General features: G+C 35.4%; 14 protein-coding genes and 1 pseudogene. 3 read left to right on the top strand and 12 right to left on the bottom strand.

All coding sequences use genetic code 11. The annotated features are described in order from the left end of the window. Positions 1-99: 99 nt before the first annotated feature. The gene (locus EL158_RS06880; protein ID WP_232008201.1) at positions 100-2,271 is read right to left on the bottom strand and encodes a methyl-accepting chemotaxis protein; all 2,172 of its coding nucleotides are present in this window, start codon (positions 2,269-2,271) and stop codon (positions 100-102) included. A gap of 81 nt (positions 2,272-2,352) precedes the next feature. Between EL158_RS06880 and EL158_RS06875 the strand changes: the two genes are divergently transcribed. Next, positions 2,353-3,555 carry a DUF2920 family protein gene (locus EL158_RS06875; protein ID WP_027304801.1) on the top strand — a complete coding sequence of 401 codons (1,203 nt, stop codon included), beginning with the start codon at positions 2,353-2,355 and terminating at the stop codon, positions 3,553-3,555. A 48-nt stretch (positions 3,556-3,603) separates the two neighbouring features. After that, positions 3,604-4,656, top strand: coding sequence for a hypothetical protein (locus EL158_RS06870; protein WP_027304802.1), 1,053 nt, complete (start codon positions 3,604-3,606; stop codon positions 4,654-4,656). A 27-nt stretch (positions 4,657-4,683) separates the two neighbouring features. Here EL158_RS06870 and EL158_RS06865 read toward each other — a convergent pair whose 3' ends face one another. The 7 genes from EL158_RS06865 to EL158_RS06835 form a co-directional block, all read right to left on the bottom strand. Beyond that, complete coding sequence (locus EL158_RS06865) at positions 4,684-4,905, bottom strand: acyl carrier protein (protein WP_004275275.1); 222 nt, start codon at positions 4,903-4,905, stop codon at positions 4,684-4,686. 158 nt (positions 4,906-5,063) lie between these two features. Further along, positions 5,064-6,059 carry a hypothetical protein gene (locus EL158_RS06860; RefSeq protein ID WP_034956225.1) on the bottom strand — a complete coding sequence of 332 codons (996 nt, stop codon included), beginning with the start codon at positions 6,057-6,059 and terminating at the stop codon, positions 5,064-5,066. Then, positions 6,059-6,598: a polysaccharide deacetylase family protein gene (locus EL158_RS08790; protein WP_126361563.1), complete on the bottom strand. Its 540-nt coding sequence runs from the start codon at positions 6,596-6,598 to the stop codon at positions 6,059-6,061. Before EL158_RS08790 ends, EL158_RS06860 begins: the two co-directional genes overlap by 1 nt. A 23-nt stretch (positions 6,599-6,621) precedes the next feature. Further along, positions 6,622-6,996 carry a polysaccharide deacetylase family protein gene (locus tag EL158_RS08785; protein WP_126361560.1) on the bottom strand — a complete coding sequence of 125 codons (375 nt, stop codon included), beginning with the start codon at positions 6,994-6,996 and terminating at the stop codon, positions 6,622-6,624. After that, entirely contained in the window at positions 6,993-7,226 is a 234-nt protein-coding gene (locus EL158_RS06845; protein ID WP_126361557.1) for a phosphopantetheine-binding protein, read from the bottom strand. The genes EL158_RS08785 and EL158_RS06845 overlap by 4 nt, the downstream gene beginning before the upstream one ends. Next, complete coding sequence (locus tag EL158_RS06840; RefSeq protein ID WP_027304805.1) at positions 7,213-7,941, bottom strand: formyltransferase family protein; 729 nt, start codon at positions 7,939-7,941, stop codon at positions 7,213-7,215. Before EL158_RS06840 ends, EL158_RS06845 begins: the two co-directional genes overlap by 14 nt. Continuing rightward, positions 7,928-9,421: an amino acid adenylation domain-containing protein gene (locus EL158_RS06835; protein ID WP_126361650.1), complete on the bottom strand. Its 1,494-nt coding sequence runs from the start codon at positions 9,419-9,421 to the stop codon at positions 7,928-7,930. Before EL158_RS06835 ends, EL158_RS06840 begins: the two co-directional genes overlap by 14 nt. Positions 9,422-9,484: 63 nt before the next feature. On the opposite strand from EL158_RS06835, the pseudogene EL158_RS08560 reads away from it, so the two are divergent. Then, a pseudogene (locus EL158_RS08560) lies at positions 9,485-10,757 on the top strand (DUF2920 family protein). A 4-nt stretch (positions 10,758-10,761) separates the two neighbouring features. Here the strand turns inward: EL158_RS08560 and EL158_RS06820 are convergent. From EL158_RS06820 to pseB, 4 genes are read right to left on the bottom strand one after another with little or no spacing between them, the layout of a single operon-like run. Continuing rightward, the gene (locus tag EL158_RS06820; protein WP_027304836.1) at positions 10,762-11,538 is read right to left on the bottom strand and encodes an AAC(3) family N-acetyltransferase; all 777 of its coding nucleotides are present in this window, start codon (positions 11,536-11,538) and stop codon (positions 10,762-10,764) included. Next, entirely contained in the window at positions 11,535-12,887 is a 1,353-nt protein-coding gene (locus EL158_RS06815; RefSeq protein WP_414973602.1) for a DUF4910 domain-containing protein, read from the bottom strand. Before EL158_RS06815 ends, EL158_RS06820 begins: the two co-directional genes overlap by 4 nt. After that, complete coding sequence (gene pseC / locus EL158_RS06810; protein ID WP_027304837.1) at positions 12,868-13,992, bottom strand: UDP-4-amino-4,6-dideoxy-N-acetyl-beta-L-altrosamine transaminase; 1,125 nt, start codon at positions 13,990-13,992, stop codon at positions 12,868-12,870. Before pseC ends, EL158_RS06815 begins: the two co-directional genes overlap by 20 nt. Further along, positions 13,992-14,990, bottom strand: a complete 999-nt coding sequence (gene pseB / locus EL158_RS06805) for a UDP-N-acetylglucosamine 4,6-dehydratase (inverting) (protein ID WP_004277782.1) — start codon at positions 14,988-14,990, stop codon at positions 13,992-13,994. The genes pseC and pseB overlap by 1 nt, the downstream gene beginning before the upstream one ends. Positions 14,991-15,095 lie beyond the last annotated feature (105 nt).

The following is a 15,095-nucleotide window of genomic DNA, read 5'->3' as shown; positions in this document are numbered from 1 at the left end:
AAAATGAAAGTTTTTATGAACCCCACGAAAAAAAATAGAAAATAAAAAGAAATTTAAAAAAACTCATACCTAGTTTTCACTAGGTATAAATTAAAACTCCTAAAACTTCTTCTTCTTCACATCTTCAAGGATATTATTAGCTATATCACTAACAGTATTAGAGATGATAGCACTTTCATTAGCAATTTCTACATTATCCTTAGTGGTTTGATCTATTTGAGCCACACTTTCATTAATCTGTGTGATACCAGCAGTTTGTTCTTTAATGCTTTCTGCCATATCATTGATAGATTGGACAAGTAAGTTAGTATTTGCTTCTATCTCACTTAAAGACTTTTGGGTTCTTTCTGCTAGTTTTCTTACTTCATCAGCCACGACGGCAAAGCCTCTTCCGTGTTCTCCTGCTCTTGCTGCTTCTATGGCAGCATTAAGGGCTAGAAGATTGATTTGGTCAGCTATATCACCTATAATGCCTGTAACATTTTTAATCTCTTCACTTTGAGTGATAACATCACTTGTTTTTTGAGAAACATTTTGCATAGAGGAGGTTATCTCTTCTAAAGCAGCAGCAGTTTCTTCTAAAGAAGCAGCTTGAGAATTTGAACTTGTAGTAAGGTTTTGCACAGCGTTTTGAAGTTTGGAGCTTTCATTGGCTAAAGAATTTGCAAAATCAGAGCTTTGTTTAAGCATTTTGATGATTTCTTCGCCTAAGGCATTAGTGGTTACTTCTACACTACCGCTTGCATTTTCTATTTTGTGTCTAAAGTCTAGGCTTTTAAATTCTTCAAAGATAGAATGAATTTTATTCATATCTTTACCCACTTTAGTTTGTAAAACATCAAGGAGATTATTAAGAACGCTTTTAAGTTCTATGAGTTGTGGGTTTCTAGGATTAGCTGTGATTCTTGCTGTTAAATCTCCGTTTTCGACTATGCCTACTGTGGTAACACTTTCTTTTACAGCTTGTTTATCTTGGTCTAAGCCTTCTTTGGTGGCTTTGATGTTTTCGTTCATCATTGTGCCTATGCGTCCTAACTCATCGTTGGCGTTAATTTTAATAGCGTGAACTTCAACCTTTTCGTGATTGATATAACGGAAAAAAGCATCGAGTGCATTAACGAGAATAGGCAGTCTTCTACCTACAATTCTATGCACTTGGAAATAAACCACAAGTAAAACAGCAATTAAAAAAACAATGGCTAAGGAGATAAGAAGAAATTGCATTTTATATAAAGGTGCTAAAACACTATCTTTTGGAGCGGCAGTTAAAATACTCCAGTGGCTGCTATTTCCTATGGTAGATATACTAGCTACGGCAGCAAAGGAAGGTTTGCCAGTCGGTGAAGTGTAATCGCCCAAAACCGCCTCTCCATTTGCTTTGACAATTTCTAAAACCTTCAAAGAGCTTTCTGGGGAGTATTTGTTAATTTCGCTTATATTTTTAAGGAGAGCGTCAGGGTTTTGATGAGCGGAAACGGTTCCATCGCCTGCAAGTAAAACCCTATAATCTTCTTCAAAAAGGCTTAGTTTTTTATCAAGCAAGGCATTTGAGAAGTCGTTTAAGTCAAAAATATAGCCTGCAACGCCAATAAAATCTCCTTTAGGATTAAAAATAGGCATTGCTATACTCACACCCACAAATTCATGTTTGTTAAAATTCATTCTAGCAGGGACTCCTACATATACAGTATCTAAATCTCTACCTTTGACTGAAGAAACAATTCTTGACACGACAGGAATTTCTTTTATGCTTTCACTAAATTGCAACTTTTCAAGCTTACTAGCCTTAGAGGTATCTGTATCATGAAGTAACATACCAAAAGTGCCTTTTTCGCTTTTATACTCTTTAACAATGTGTTGTTCTTTTATTATATTTGGGTCATTTAGGATGGTATTGTTATTAAGATATAAAAAAGTATAAGTTGCGTAAGCGGAACTATCGAAGATGTTATTGATGACGGTTTCTATATCGGTAATATCAAAATAACCATTGTTTTTAATCGAATCCGTGATAGTCCTTGCGGTAGATTTGGTTAAGGCTATGCTTTCATTAAGTGCGCCTTCGATGTTATTTGCATAGCGTTTGGAGGCTTGAAGCATTAGCTTTTCAGCTTCACCTTGCATTGTTTGGCTTACTTGCACAGAAATGATAGTAACAAAAGCAATTAAGCCTATAATGACAGCAATTGCCACGGATATGACAAGCTTTACGCCTATGTTTAGGGAATTAAACATTTTAAACCTTTCTCTTAAAAAATTCAAAATCTGCATTTTATCAAAAAAAAACAAAACAAAACTTAAATATTTTGTAAAATTGATTATAATGTCGTTTAAATTTTTTAAGGTGTGCTAATGCTTGTAGAAAAGAGTTTTTTTATAGATGGAGCCTATGATGTGGAGCTTGGACTTAAGAGAAATTCAAAGCTTGAATACCGCTTAAGTTACGATGATAGTAAGGATATTAAGGCTATCGTTTTTTTAATTGGTGGTTTTGGAGCAAATGCAAATATGAATTTTCTCGATTTTGAGCGTAAAAGCGTGGCAAAAGCACATCCAGTATGCGTTATAAGCCCCATTTATCACTGCTTTTGTGCGAGGGTGGGTGTCATAGAGCCTTATAACCCTTACTTGATTCCAAATGCTAAGGATATAGAGCTTATGCAAAAAATTTTACAGCTTTTAAAGTGTAATGATAGAGTCGATGTGGGCAATTATTTAGGCTTTTTGCCTTGGCTTGATGAGCATTTACAAGAATATAAAAATAACAAAGTTTTGGAAGAAAATTTTATGGTGCGTCTTAATTGTGATGTCGTGCCTAAAAATGGAGATTATCAAAATTACGGCATTATGAGCGCACTTGATATAATGTGCATTGTGAAAGATTTAGCTTTGCAAATCCCCGAATTTGCGGAGCTTCCTAAAATTTATGTGGGAGGGAGTTACGGGGGCTATTTGGCTATGCTTTGTGCGAAAATCGCTCCTTTTTATGTTGATGGCGTTTTGGATAATAGCGGGGTCGTTTTGCCTTGGCTACCGCATATTTTAGGGCGTGAGACGGGGGTTCCTGAATTTGTAATCAATGGAAAGCATTATGCGCTTGCTTGTTTTGTAAAGAAATTTTGGACAAAAGATGAAAATTCGCCCTATTATTTTTCCAACGCAAATTATTATGCAAGGACGATTTTAAATACTAAGCATCTTCAAACTCTCGCCGAAAAATCTAAAAAGACAATTTTCGTGCATTATCACTCAAATTTAGATGATGGCGCACCTGCTGCACAAAAGATAGAATTAAGCGAAAAGCTCAAAGAACTGGGCTTTGATGATACCTTGCATTTAATCAAAGATGAAAATGATATAGACGGACGCGCTGTAAAAAGCCTAGAGCACGGACTTAGAATGAGTGATAAGGCTTTATGTCGTAAAGAGCTGCCTAAAATGCTCGAAAAATTACAAGGTAGGAAAAGTCCTGTGGGAGAGGATAATGAAATCAGCTATGTGTGTGAAGACAAGCTTTTTACCTTTAAAGATGACGGGGGGGGGGTATGTGCTTGACATTACACAATTTAAGCTAAAATAAGAAAAATTTTTGAAAGGCAAATAATGAAAGCATTTTTACACATAGGCACGACAAATTCAGGTAATCAAGAAAAACAAGGCTTTTTAATGCAAAATGAAGCCAAACTTTTAGAAAAGGGTTTTATCTATCCTAAAAGCTTACGCGTGGCAAATCGCCACTGGGCTTTGGTGGATATGGTTTTAGAACTTGTAGAAAAACCAAATTTAAGCGCAAATGTTTTAGAAGATTTAGAAAATGAAAGATTACTTAGGGCTTTAGAGAATTTTAAAGAAGAAATTAAAGAGCATAGGGATAAAACCTTCATTTTTTCCGCTGAGGGTATAGTGTGGGACTTTCCAACGCGTCGCCACATCGAAATTTTAGAAAATATTATGCGAAATTTGGGCTTTGATGAAGTGAAAATCATCGTGTATTTTAGAAATACTTTGGATTATTTAAATTCACATTGCTCACAAGATTATAAGAATAATATGGGCTTTTATTCAGGCGATTTCACCCCTGATAAGCACCCTAGAAAGCACATTTTTGATTACGCGCAAATCGTAAAAGACCACGAAGCGGTGTGGGGGGAGGAGAATATCATCGTGCGTCTTTTAAGGCAGGATTATGTGGGAGGGACTATGCTTAAGGACTTTACACATCATTTAGGCATAGAGTGGGATGAGGAATTTTCACTCAAACAACACAAAAATGAAAGCTTTAATCTTCTTGGCATAGAGCTACAATCAAGGCTTAACAAAAAGGACTTAGGCGGGAATTTTAATTCTATGCTTTACATCTCAAGGAAGCATTTTGAGGGCGTGAAGGAAGATAGGCTCAAATTTAGGGTGCAAAAAGATTTAGCTAAGGCTTATGTGGATTATTATGCTCCGTCTTTAGAGTGGGTGAGGGCGAAGTATTTTCCACACAAAACGCATTTATTTGAGCCTGTAAATTGGGACGCTTATAAAGAAAATCCGCATTTAGAAAGGGTAACGCAAGAAGACTGGGATAAGGTGGTCGATTTTTTCACGGAACTTTTGCAGTCTAAAAATGCCGTTATCAAAGCCCTTAAAGAGCAAAATTTAAAGGCTTAAAAACCCCCTGCCGCTTTGGGAGGGGGTTTAAAAAGCACTTTCTAACATTTTTTTGATACTTGCGAAATTTTCAAAATTTTCTGCGTTGATAAATTCCGCTTTTAAAGCCTTGCCATAGTGCTTTTCAATCTCTGCTACTAAAGCCATAATGTCAATGCTATCAATTACATCATCGCTTACGAGATTATCCATATTTTCATCAATGTCTGTTCGTTCTATATTGATGAAAAATTGCTTGATTTGTTCCATTTGATTCCTTTAAAATAACTTGCAAAAAGATTGTATCAAAGAGGTATAAATTAAAAGCAAATTATGGACCTAATTAAGATAAAATGCTTTAAAATTTTTTTATCTTATACTAAGAGGTTGTGATTTTTGCGTTGATTAGGTTTTATAATAAAATATAATTAACCAAGCTTATTGACCCTATCTTGGTCGCTGTCGCCTTTGAAAAAGGAGGCGTTTTTATGTTTGCTAGTTAGGGCGAAGTAAATGGCGATATTTTGCTTTAAAAAAGGCTCATAATATACAGGCAAAAGCTCATCATCACTTGGCAGGGAAAAGCCCATTTTTAAAAAATACTCTTTTTTTGGCACATAGCAAAGCAAACTTGCAAATTCACATCGTCTTTTTTGTAAAAATTCTACAAATAAAGTGCGTAAATTTCCCCTTACATCGCCTATAAAATCGACTATCAAAAGAGCTTTAGCTTTATGAGTTTTAACGCTTCTTATGAAAAATACGGCTTTTAAAATATCTTCTTTAAAAACGCCCAAAGCTTCATATTTATAAAATGGGTGTTTTAAATATCGATTGATAAAATAAGCCTTGCTTTTTTGCGGAGTAAAGTGGCATTTAAGAGTGGAGTTTTTGAATTCTTTAAGGCTAAGTTTTTTAAGATTAAGTCTTAAATTTGGCTTTTTAGTTGGGGGATTTTGCTTAAAAATAGCAAGTTTGAAGCTTTTTTTATTATCATTTTTAATGTAAAAATGATAAAGTTTATCCATCTTGTCGTAGAAAAGTTTGCAAAATTTCACAGAATCTCCCGAAAGTCCAGCTGTTGAGGTATTTTTAATGTTAAAAAATTCAAAAAGATAGCGGTAAAGCTTAAGTCCTAATGACACATAAGCCTTTTTAACGCTCCAAATCGAAGTGAAAATCCACTCATCTTTGATATTTTCATCATACTGACTTAGCAAACTAAAGCCCAAAATTCCGTCAAATTCTTTAGTTTGCGTATTATAAGCGATGAGGACATTATAGCGGGAGCGTTTGCGGTCTAAATATTGAAAATCAAGCACTTCGCGTGATTTTACAAAGATATGGTCCCCTCTCCACTCCTTAGCGATGTAGCTTTGCAAAAGTGCCACTTCATCAAGGCGGCAAAATCTTAACTCGTGCATTATCCCATACTCGCTTTCCCAAATTTAAAGGCATTACAATCATAACGGCTTAAAGTAAAAGGATTTTTCTTTAAATCCTCTTCATCGATGTCTTTTTTATACTCATCTAAGCTTACAAAGGCAAAATCAACTCCCAAATTTTGCAAAATAGCCCTTGAATTCCTACTAAATTCCCCATAAGGATAGCAAAAAGTGCGAATGGTAGGGTCTAAAAAGCTTAAAATTTCAAAAGATTTTCTCACTTCATCTGCTTCTTGTTTGGCGTTAAGATTTAAGAAATTAATGTGAGAGTGAGCGTGGCTTCCTATAAGCATTTGATTTTCACTCATTATTTTAAGCTCTTCGTGGTTAAGATAATAATTTTCGTAAATTTGTGCCTCGCTTAAGTTACATTTCGCTAACAGGGCGGATAAAACCTCTTCTTTAAATTCTTCTTTGAGATTATAATTTAATAAAAGCTTAAATTGCTTCACGCTCTCTTCATCATCAAGTAAATCATAATAATCTTCGAACAAATAGGCATTTTCATTTTCACACATACTAGGTTCAATTAGCTCTAAGGCTAAATCAAGGAGCTTACCCCCCCCCCCCCGTGTCCTAGCAAATAGTGAATTTTATGCACATACAAAGCTTTTTCCTCTTTTAAAACCGCAGTTGGCATAAAGAAAATTCCCAAAGCTCCCCTTTTTAAAAGCTCTGGATAGACCAAGGTAAAATGCTCTTTTAAGCCGTCATCAAAGCTGAGCAAAATCTTATTTTTAAGCATATTGATAAATTCAGGCTCTGTTTTAAGGCGGCAAAATTCCTCAAAAGATACCAAGCCAAAATTTTTTTCAAAATAATCTAATTGTTTTTTAAAATTATCAAAAGACAAATAACGAAAAAATGGCAAATGTGGCACACTTTCACGCACATAATGATACATCAGGATTTTCATAACATTACTCTTTCAATCAACTTTTTGATATTTTCAAAATTTTCAAAATCATTAGGTTCTACCCCCCCCCCCCCCCCCAATAAAAATGGCTTTTTGTAATGTTTTTGCACTTCAGCAATAAAAGCCATAATATCCAAACTATCAATCAAGCCAGAACTAAGTAAATTTTGAGAATTTTCATCTAAATCCTCACGCCCTATATTCTTAAAAAATTGTTTAATTTGTTGCATTTCTATCCTTTTTAATATGAAGTTTTATATCATTGCTTAAGAAAAGATTAAAATTTTCTAGATCGTAATAAAAAATTTTTAAATCCCTTCCAAAAAGCCTTAATTGAGCTTGATGACTTCCACAATCCATTGCTCTTAAAAAACGACAAATTTTAGCCTCTTCCCAAGCCAAATCCAAATAGCCTTCATTAGGAAACTCATTTTTACTATGATAAAGTGCCTCTATATTTTGTGGCTTAACGCGATTAAGCATTAAATTCCTTAAAGCTTCCTCAAGTGAGGATAGAGCTAAATTATACTGCATTCTAAGTAAAGAAAGGGCTGTAAAGCTTTCATCTAGCACAATTTCTTTTTGTATAATTAAATCTCCAGTATCTATCCCCTCATCAACCTTATGCCAAGAAATGCCTGTTTTCACATCATCTTCAAAAATTGTCCAAATGTGAGCGTTTAATCCTCTGTGTTTAGGCAGTAAAGAATTGTGATAATTGATAATGGTATTATTAGCAATACAAGGCTTTTTAAAAAGATAAAAGGTATTGTTCGCAGATATAATAAGAGCGTTTTTTAAGCTCGCAAAAAAGCCATCAAGTTCTTTTATATTGTCATTTTGTAAGAGTTCTACGGGACAAGCGAAAAAATTTTCAGCAATTTTTTGACATTGTAGGGCAAATTTGCCTTCTCCCAAACAAACAATCTTCTCAAATTTTATCACTCAAAACCTTCCTATCTATCTTGCCGTTTGCATTAAGGGCGAATTTTTCCACCCTTACAAAACTTGAGGCTATCATATAAGGGGGGAGTTTTTGTTTACAAAAGCCCTTTAAATCAAGCTCCTCATCACTCTCATAAAAGGCGATGAGTTTGTCATCTTTAAAGATACAAGCACTATTTTTAATCTTTGCGTGAGAATTTAACACTGCTTCTATCTCACCAAGCTCAATTCTATGTCCTTTAAATTTGATTTGATTATCAAGTCTTCCATAGCAAAGTAATTCCCCAAATTCATTATAAGCGACAATATCTCCTGTTTTATAAAGTAAATCTAAATAATTATTATGCAAAGGATTTTGTATAAAGGCTGCTTTTGTTTTTTCTGTGTCATTATAATAACCTAAAGAAAGGCTAGTCCCTCTTACGAAAAGCTCACCCTTTTTACCTACTTCATTAATCAAATTTTTATTTTCATCAAAGACTAAAAGTTCTGTATTCTTACAAGCCTTTCCTATAGGTAAAAGCTCTTCATCTTTAAATTCTCTATCTACCTTATAAAAACAACACACATCAGTGATTTCAGTTGGTCCATAAAGATTAGCAAAGAGGGTGTTTGGAAGCTTTGCTCTCCAGTAATTAAGCTGTTTATTAGGCATAATTTCTCCGCAAAAAAGCACTTTTTTAAGCTTTTTGAGTGTAAATTTTTCTAAAGCCTGTGTATTTGCAAAATAAATTAGCACTGAAGGCACCCAAAAAATGGTATTAACCCCCTCATTTTCTAGGTATTCAAGCACCTTAAGCGGAAAGGCAAAAAGTGAATTTGGCACTAAATGCACAGAGCCACCCTCCTTAATAGTAGGGAAAATATCAAGGATAGAATTGTCAAAATAAAGTGGGGCTTGGTTAGCCAAATTTGAGCTTTCGCTAAACTCAAATTCCTCACTCACCCAAAAAGCATAATCAATCACACTTTTATGACTTATGCTTACTCCCTTAGGTAGCCCTGTGCTACCACTTGTAAAAAAGACATAAAGTAAATTTGTATCAATATGTCTTAATCTAGCCTTTGTTAAAGCTTCTTCATCTCTTTCATAGCTTTCAAAATCTTCTGTATAAAGTGTAGGTAAATCAAGCTTGTAATTTAAACTTTTTGAAGTGATGAAAGCCTTAGGTTTTAAAACACTAATGATTTTTTCTATTCTTTCAAGGGGCATTTTTTCATCTAAGAGTGTATAAAAATTCCCACTCTTTGCCACGCCAAAAAAACTAATAAGCGTGTTAATGCTTTTAGGTAAGATGATTAAAATAGGACTTTGAATAGGCTCTTTTGCTAAGGTGTTTAAAAGCTTAGTTGCAACTTTTTGACTTAAATCATCAAATTCTTTATAAGTGATACTTACTCCCCCCATTTCTTTAAAAAGCATTTTTTGTGGGAATTTTTTCACACTTTTTTGTAAAAAGTCATCAATATGACATATCATCTTTTCTAGCCTTTCATCGTTTTTTTTGTATAATAATCTAAATTTCAAAACAAAAGGCAAAAAATGCTTGTAGATAAAACTTATAAGATTAAAAGCTGTGATGATGTAGAGCTTGGGATTAAGAGGGAAAGTAAGCTGGAATTTAGGCTTTGTTATGATGATGAAAAAGAAATTAAAGCCCTTATCTTCATCATTCCCGGGCTTGGTGCGGATGCTGATGAGAATTATAGGGAGCATTTAGCTGGGTTTGTAGCAAACGAATTTGAAGCAGCTGTTGTGAGCGTGAATTACCACTGCATAGGTAATCGCTCTCTTACTGGAGTAGATTTTTTCTTAGATGAAATCGATAAAATGATTATAGATGAGTTTTGTAAAAATATCCATTTTAAAACGCCTCCTTTAGACTCCATTAATTCCAAAGAAGCCCTTACCGCACTTTTAGAACTCATCAACGCACAAATTCTTAAACTTAAGCAGCAAAAAAGACTTAATGATAGCTTTCACCCCACACTTACAGCCACTCTAAAACCTGCGAGAAATGAATATAATAATTTTGGCATTATGTCCGCCCTTGACATTTTAAACGCTCTTTTTTATGTGCAGAAAAATCCACCTTTTAATACAGGGGGGGGGGGGGGGGGGTAAAAATGTCAAAAATTTACCAGTTGTTTTAATCGGCTCATCTCACGGAGGCTACTTAGCACATTTAGTAAGCAAAATCGCTCCTTGGGCGATAGATGGGGTCATAGATAATTCAGGTTATGCGAAATTTCCTTGGCGTTTTATAGGCTTTGGTAAAGAAATTGATTATATGGAGCATATATCCGTAGGCACGGCTTATAAGGAGATTAATCTACATTGTTTTGATAAAACCTTTTGGACTTCTAATCGGTATTCGCCTAATTTTTTCTCCCCTGCAAGAAGAAAAATTCGCTATATCCTAGAGCCGGAACATCTTGCTATTCAGGCTAATTATCCCCAACCCATTTATGTAAGTTATCACTCCATACAGGATAAGGACATCGCTCCGCCTGATGAAAAACAAGAGCTTTACGCCCTTTATGAAAAGCTAGGTTTTAAGGCAAAATTAAATTTAATAAAAAAGGAAAGTCAAATCGATGGCAAATTTATTAAAAGTTTAGAACACGGCTTAGATATGTCTATAAAATCTCTCATCAATAAAGAACTTCCCCCAATGCTCACCCAAATTTTCTCCCACCCAAAACCCCCTTGTAAAAACAAAAGCATAAGCTATCCAAGTGATGATTTGCTTTATCATTTTTCGCAAAAAAACGCTAAAATGCACCTAGAAATTTCAAAGATAGAAGATGCTTAAAGCGTTACAAAAGGGCTTTTTCATCTTGAGCTAAAATGCTTAAAGTATCCTTCAAATAGGCTTTTGCTTTTATGCTGACTATACAAGCATTTGCAAAGCTTTCACGCCTAAAATTATGATTTGCTTTTAAAATATCAACTTGTTTTGGCACAGAAAAAATACTTTTTTCTTGCCTCAAAGCTCTTACATAAAATTGTATGCTTTTCTCACGCACTAAGCCCCTTTCATCGATGATTTTCCCGCTAAATTCTTTATAATAGCGGTAACTCACCCTTGCCCTTTCTTCAATAAAATGCGTAAAGGTATAGCCCACAATATCCGTGCCTAAAAGCACGATTTTGCCGTCTTTTTTAGCCAAGATGTCATAAACGCAGTTTTCGCTAAAGCAAGTAGGCGTTGGGCTTAAAAAATCCCCCTTATCCTTTCCCCAAATCGCAAAAGAATAAATAGGGTCATCACTGCGTAAAACACCCTCTTGCAATCTAAAAAACTCTGTCAAAACGCCCATAGTGCTTTTGTGATTTTTTTTATCAAAATCTCTGCCGTTGCAAAAATCATAAGTGAAAGTTGGCATAATGAGTGTGCCATTTTCTCCTAAAAGTTCTTTAAAAACTTCCAGTAAAATGCCCAAAAATTCCTCACGCCCCACCAAAGCTATGCCTAAATTAAAAAGCTCTGTATGCACACAAATGCAGTCCCCACGCCCTATCCCTACACTCTTTAGTGCTTCGTAAAAATCTTTTTTGCTATAAATTTTATCTTTAGCTTGTAAAAAATTCACGGCTTTATCCTTTTGATTAAATTGTATTTTAGTAAATCCTTAATGATATTTTCTAGCTCATAGCCTTGCAAATCCATCATCTGTGCAATGTCTAAAACATCATTTTCACCATCACAAAGGGCTAAAAAGGTGGAAATTTGTGGAGGCTGATTGCGTAGATTAAGTGTTGGATAAAGCCCTCTTTTACCCAAATTTGGCTCACAAAAAATGGTGCTTTTGTAAGTAGCGTTATTTTCTAAATTTAAAATCATCTCCTGCATAGCCCTTAAAGCCCCACCCAAACCTTTAGGCGTGATAAAGTTTAAATCATCTAAGCTCGTATGATACTCCTTAAAGTCCCCAAAACGCGTCCTACACACGCAAACCACAGGTAAATTTACTAAAGCACTACAATACTGCCTCTCATCACTGCCGCGATATAAAAAGCTAAATTCTTTAAAATTTTTCTTGTTTTTAAGGGTATGAAAGGCGACTTTATCGCTTAAAGTATTAGCTTTTGGGCTGTGAATTAGTGAATAATTTTTTTCATCGCCCACACAGCTTAGAACAAAACCTGCTTTTGTGTGCTTTTGTAAATGCTTTAAATGTTTCGATAAATAAGCTATACTTCCTATGGTTTCAGGCACGAAAACAAAGCGGTAATTGTATTTGCGAGTGTTTAGCGTGTGAAGCCATTTTGCTAAAAAGATAGCTACGCAAGGACCGCTTAATTCATTATTTGCCATAGATGGGTGGCAAAGATAGGTGGAGATGAGAATTTCATCTTTTAAGCCTGTGGTGCTTGGTATCACAATATCCGCATAATTTAAAACTCCGTTTTCATCGTGCTTAGAATCTATAAAAACGCGGTATTTTCCCTTGCTAAGCTTTAATCTTTGATGATGAGATAGGCAAAAGCCCCAACGCCTTTTATAATAACTCGTTACATAAGGGATAGCATCTGGAAGCTCTTTTAAGGAATAAAGATGTTTATCAAGCTCTTCAAAATCTAGTTCTGTATTTATGGGGGTGGAGTAATTTAAAAGATGAAGATTATGTTTTTTAAAATCACAAATTTTTTCATTTTGTGGCGTGATGATATAAGCGTCTTTTACGCTCCACTCAGGCGGGATAGTCCAGTCAAAAACTTTACTTCCAGAGGCTAGGGCGTGAATTTGAAATGGGCTTACCCCCCCCCCCCCCCCCGTGTTTTCAAATTCTTTTTTTAAAATTTCAAGACTAGCCCTAAAACCCTCACCTGTGATAGAACGCCATATTGGAAAAAGTCTTGTAGCTAAGGCATAAAGAGCCTTTGAAGTCTTTGAAAAGGAGGCGGAGCGAAAATCTAAACTATCCACAATATCCCCCATTTTCAAGCACTTCAAAAAGGCTTTCTTTGACGAATTTTGCTTGTTCTAAACTCATTTCTTGATGACAAGGAATAGAAAGCTCGGCTTTATAAAAATTATCCGCATTTTCAAGGCGTAAATTTGGAAGCTCTTTTTTATAAAAACTAAATTCATAAGTAGGTTTATAATGCACTTGAACGCCTATTTCACGCTTTAAAAGTGCTTTAAAAATCTCTTCTTTTTGACACCAAAACTCAGGATATAAAAGTATAGGATAAAGATGTCTTGAGCTTTTTTTATAAGCAGGGATTTTAAGCGTGGAGAAATAGGGATTTTTCTCAAATTCCTTATCGTAAAAAGCGGCGATTTGCTCTCTTTTTGCTAAATTCACATCAAGCTTTTTAAGCTGATTAATCCCTAAAGCACAAGCGACATCACTTAAGCGGTAATTAAAGCCAAGCTCGAAACTATCGCTATCCCACAGCCTTTTTTTTATAATGCTATGACTTCTTAGCCTTTTAATATGCTCAATTAATTCCTCATCATCACTCACCACAGCCCCGCCCTCAAAGGTTGTAATGGGCTTTACAGGGTGAAAGGAAAACACACTCAAACTTGCGAAAGAGCCGACTTTTTTACCGCGAAATTCCGCCCCTAAGGCGTGAGAAGCGTCATCAAGCAAGGGGAGTTTAAATTCCTCACAAAGTGCGGAAATTTCATCTATCTCTACACTTTGCCCTGCAAAATCCACCACCGCCACAGCAGCGATATTTTCACTTCCTTTTTCAAGCCTAGCTCTTAGCTTTTTAGCGTCAATATTGCCGTCCGTGCCTATGTCGATGAATTCCACCTTAGCTCCTGCCATTAAAGCCGCATTGGAAGTGGCGATGAAAGTAAGAGGCGTGGTAAGAACAATTTTGCCCTTAACATTTAAAGCAAGATAGGCTAAATGCAGTGCCGAAGTGGCGGAATTTACCACACAAGCGGCTTTTACGCCTACATATTTTGCTAAGGCTTTTTCAAATTCCTCTACCTTAGCTCCGCAGGTTAAAAAGTCTTCTTTTAGGGCTCTTACAACGACTTCAATATCATCTTGGGTAATGTTTTGATGAGAATAAGATAGCATTAAAACCCCTCATTAATGATGTCTAAAAGCTCTTTTTCACTCGCCCATAAAGGATTATTATCCGAGCTATAAGAAAAGCCATTTGGCACTTTTTGCCCCTTTTCGCCTAAAGCATTGACACTAAAATCCGTGTGCGTGTCGATAAATTTAATGCTAGGGCTTATGGCATAGTAGTTTTCAAACTCATAAGTTAGGTGGCTATCATCACTTGAAATCATAATTTCGTGTAATTTTTCCCCCGCTCTAATGCCTATAATTTTATGCTTTAATTTGGGTGCTAGGGCGTGGGCTAGGTCGGTGATTTTCATCGAGGGGATTTTAGGGATAAAAATTTCGCCGCCGTGCATAGCCTTAAAATTTTCAAGCACAAATTTCACACCATTTTCAAGGCTTATCCAAAAACGCGTCATTCTAACATCTGTGATGGGAAGCTCACTCGCACCCTCATTAATGAGTTTTTTAAAAAACGGCACCACAGAACCCCTTGAACCTACGACATTACCATACCTTGTAACGCTAAAGCGTGTGTGATTCTCCCCTGCCATATTATTTGCCGCGACAAAGAGTTTATCGCTAGCTAACTTAGTCGCTCCGTATAAATTTACAGGATTACAAGCCTTATCCGTGCTTAGGGCTATGCACTTTTTCACGCCATTTTCAAAACAAGCATCAATAACATTTTGTGCGCCGTGGATATTAGTTTTAATGCACTCCATAGGGTTATATTCAGCTATTGGCACATGTTTCATCGCCGCAGCGTGTATGATAAAATCGACATCTTTAGTCGCTTTTTTAAGCCTTTCTTTATCCCTTACATCGCCGATGAAGTAACGCATACAAGGGGCGTTAAACACACTTGCCATTTCAAATTGCTTTAGTTCATCGCGTGAATAAATGATGATTTTCTTAGGCTTATAATTTTGTAATAAAACTTTAGTATAAGTCTTGCCAAAAGAGCCTGTGCCACCTGTGATTAAAATGACCTTATCATTAAACATTTTTTTGCCTTCATTTAAACTTTGATGAAATTTAGCAAAAAGCGTTCCAGCTTGTGATTTTTAAAGTTGTTTATAAATTTGCGTTAAAATTCATTTATTTGTTAA

The sequence above is a fragment of the Campylobacter upsaliensis genome (genome assembly GCF_900637395.1).
In the GTDB taxonomy this organism is placed as follows: Bacteria; Campylobacterota; Campylobacteria; order Campylobacterales; family Campylobacteraceae; genus Campylobacter_D; species Campylobacter_D upsaliensis.
This window is presented reverse-complemented; position numbering and strand designations above follow the sequence as displayed.

Bases quoted from the DNA above. Each gene is read 5' to 3' on its own strand.
- EL158_RS06880 (WP_232008201.1), bottom strand. From the start codon at position 2,271: ATGCAGATTTTGAATTTTTTAAGAGAAAGGTTTAAAATGTTTAATTCC.
- EL158_RS06875 (WP_027304801.1), top strand. From the start codon at position 2,353: ATGCTTGTAGAAAAGAGTTTTTTTATAGATGGAGCCTATGATGTGGAG.
- EL158_RS06870 (WP_027304802.1), top strand. From the start codon at position 3,604: ATGAAAGCATTTTTACACATAGGCACGACAAATTCAGGTAATCAAGAA.
- EL158_RS06865 (WP_004275275.1), bottom strand. From the start codon at position 4,905: ATGGAACAAATCAAGCAATTTTTCATCAATATAGAACGAACAGACATT.
- EL158_RS06860 (WP_034956225.1), bottom strand. From the start codon at position 6,059: ATGCACGAGTTAAGATTTTGCCGCCTTGATGAAGTGGCACTTTTGCAA.
- EL158_RS08790 (WP_126361563.1), bottom strand. From the start codon at position 6,598: ATGTGTGAAAATGAAAATGCCTATTTGTTCGAAGATTATTATGATTTA.
- EL158_RS08785 (WP_126361560.1), bottom strand. From the start codon at position 6,996: ATGAAAATCCTGATGTATCATTATGTGCGTGAAAGTGTGCCACATTTG.
- EL158_RS06845 (WP_126361557.1), bottom strand. From the start codon at position 7,226: ATGCAACAAATTAAACAATTTTTTAAGAATATAGGGCGTGAGGATTTA.
- EL158_RS06835 (WP_126361650.1), bottom strand. From the start codon at position 9,421: ATGATATGTCATATTGATGACTTTTTACAAAAAAGTGTGAAAAAATTC.
- EL158_RS06815 (WP_414973602.1), bottom strand. From the start codon at position 12,887: ATGGGGGATATTGTGGATAGTTTAGATTTTCGCTCCGCCTCCTTTTCA.
- pseC (WP_027304837.1), bottom strand. From the start codon at position 13,992: ATGCTATCTTATTCTCATCAAAACATTACCCAAGATGATATTGAAGTC.
- pseB (WP_004277782.1), bottom strand. From the start codon at position 14,990: ATGTTTAATGATAAGGTCATTTTAATCACAGGTGGCACAGGCTCTTTT.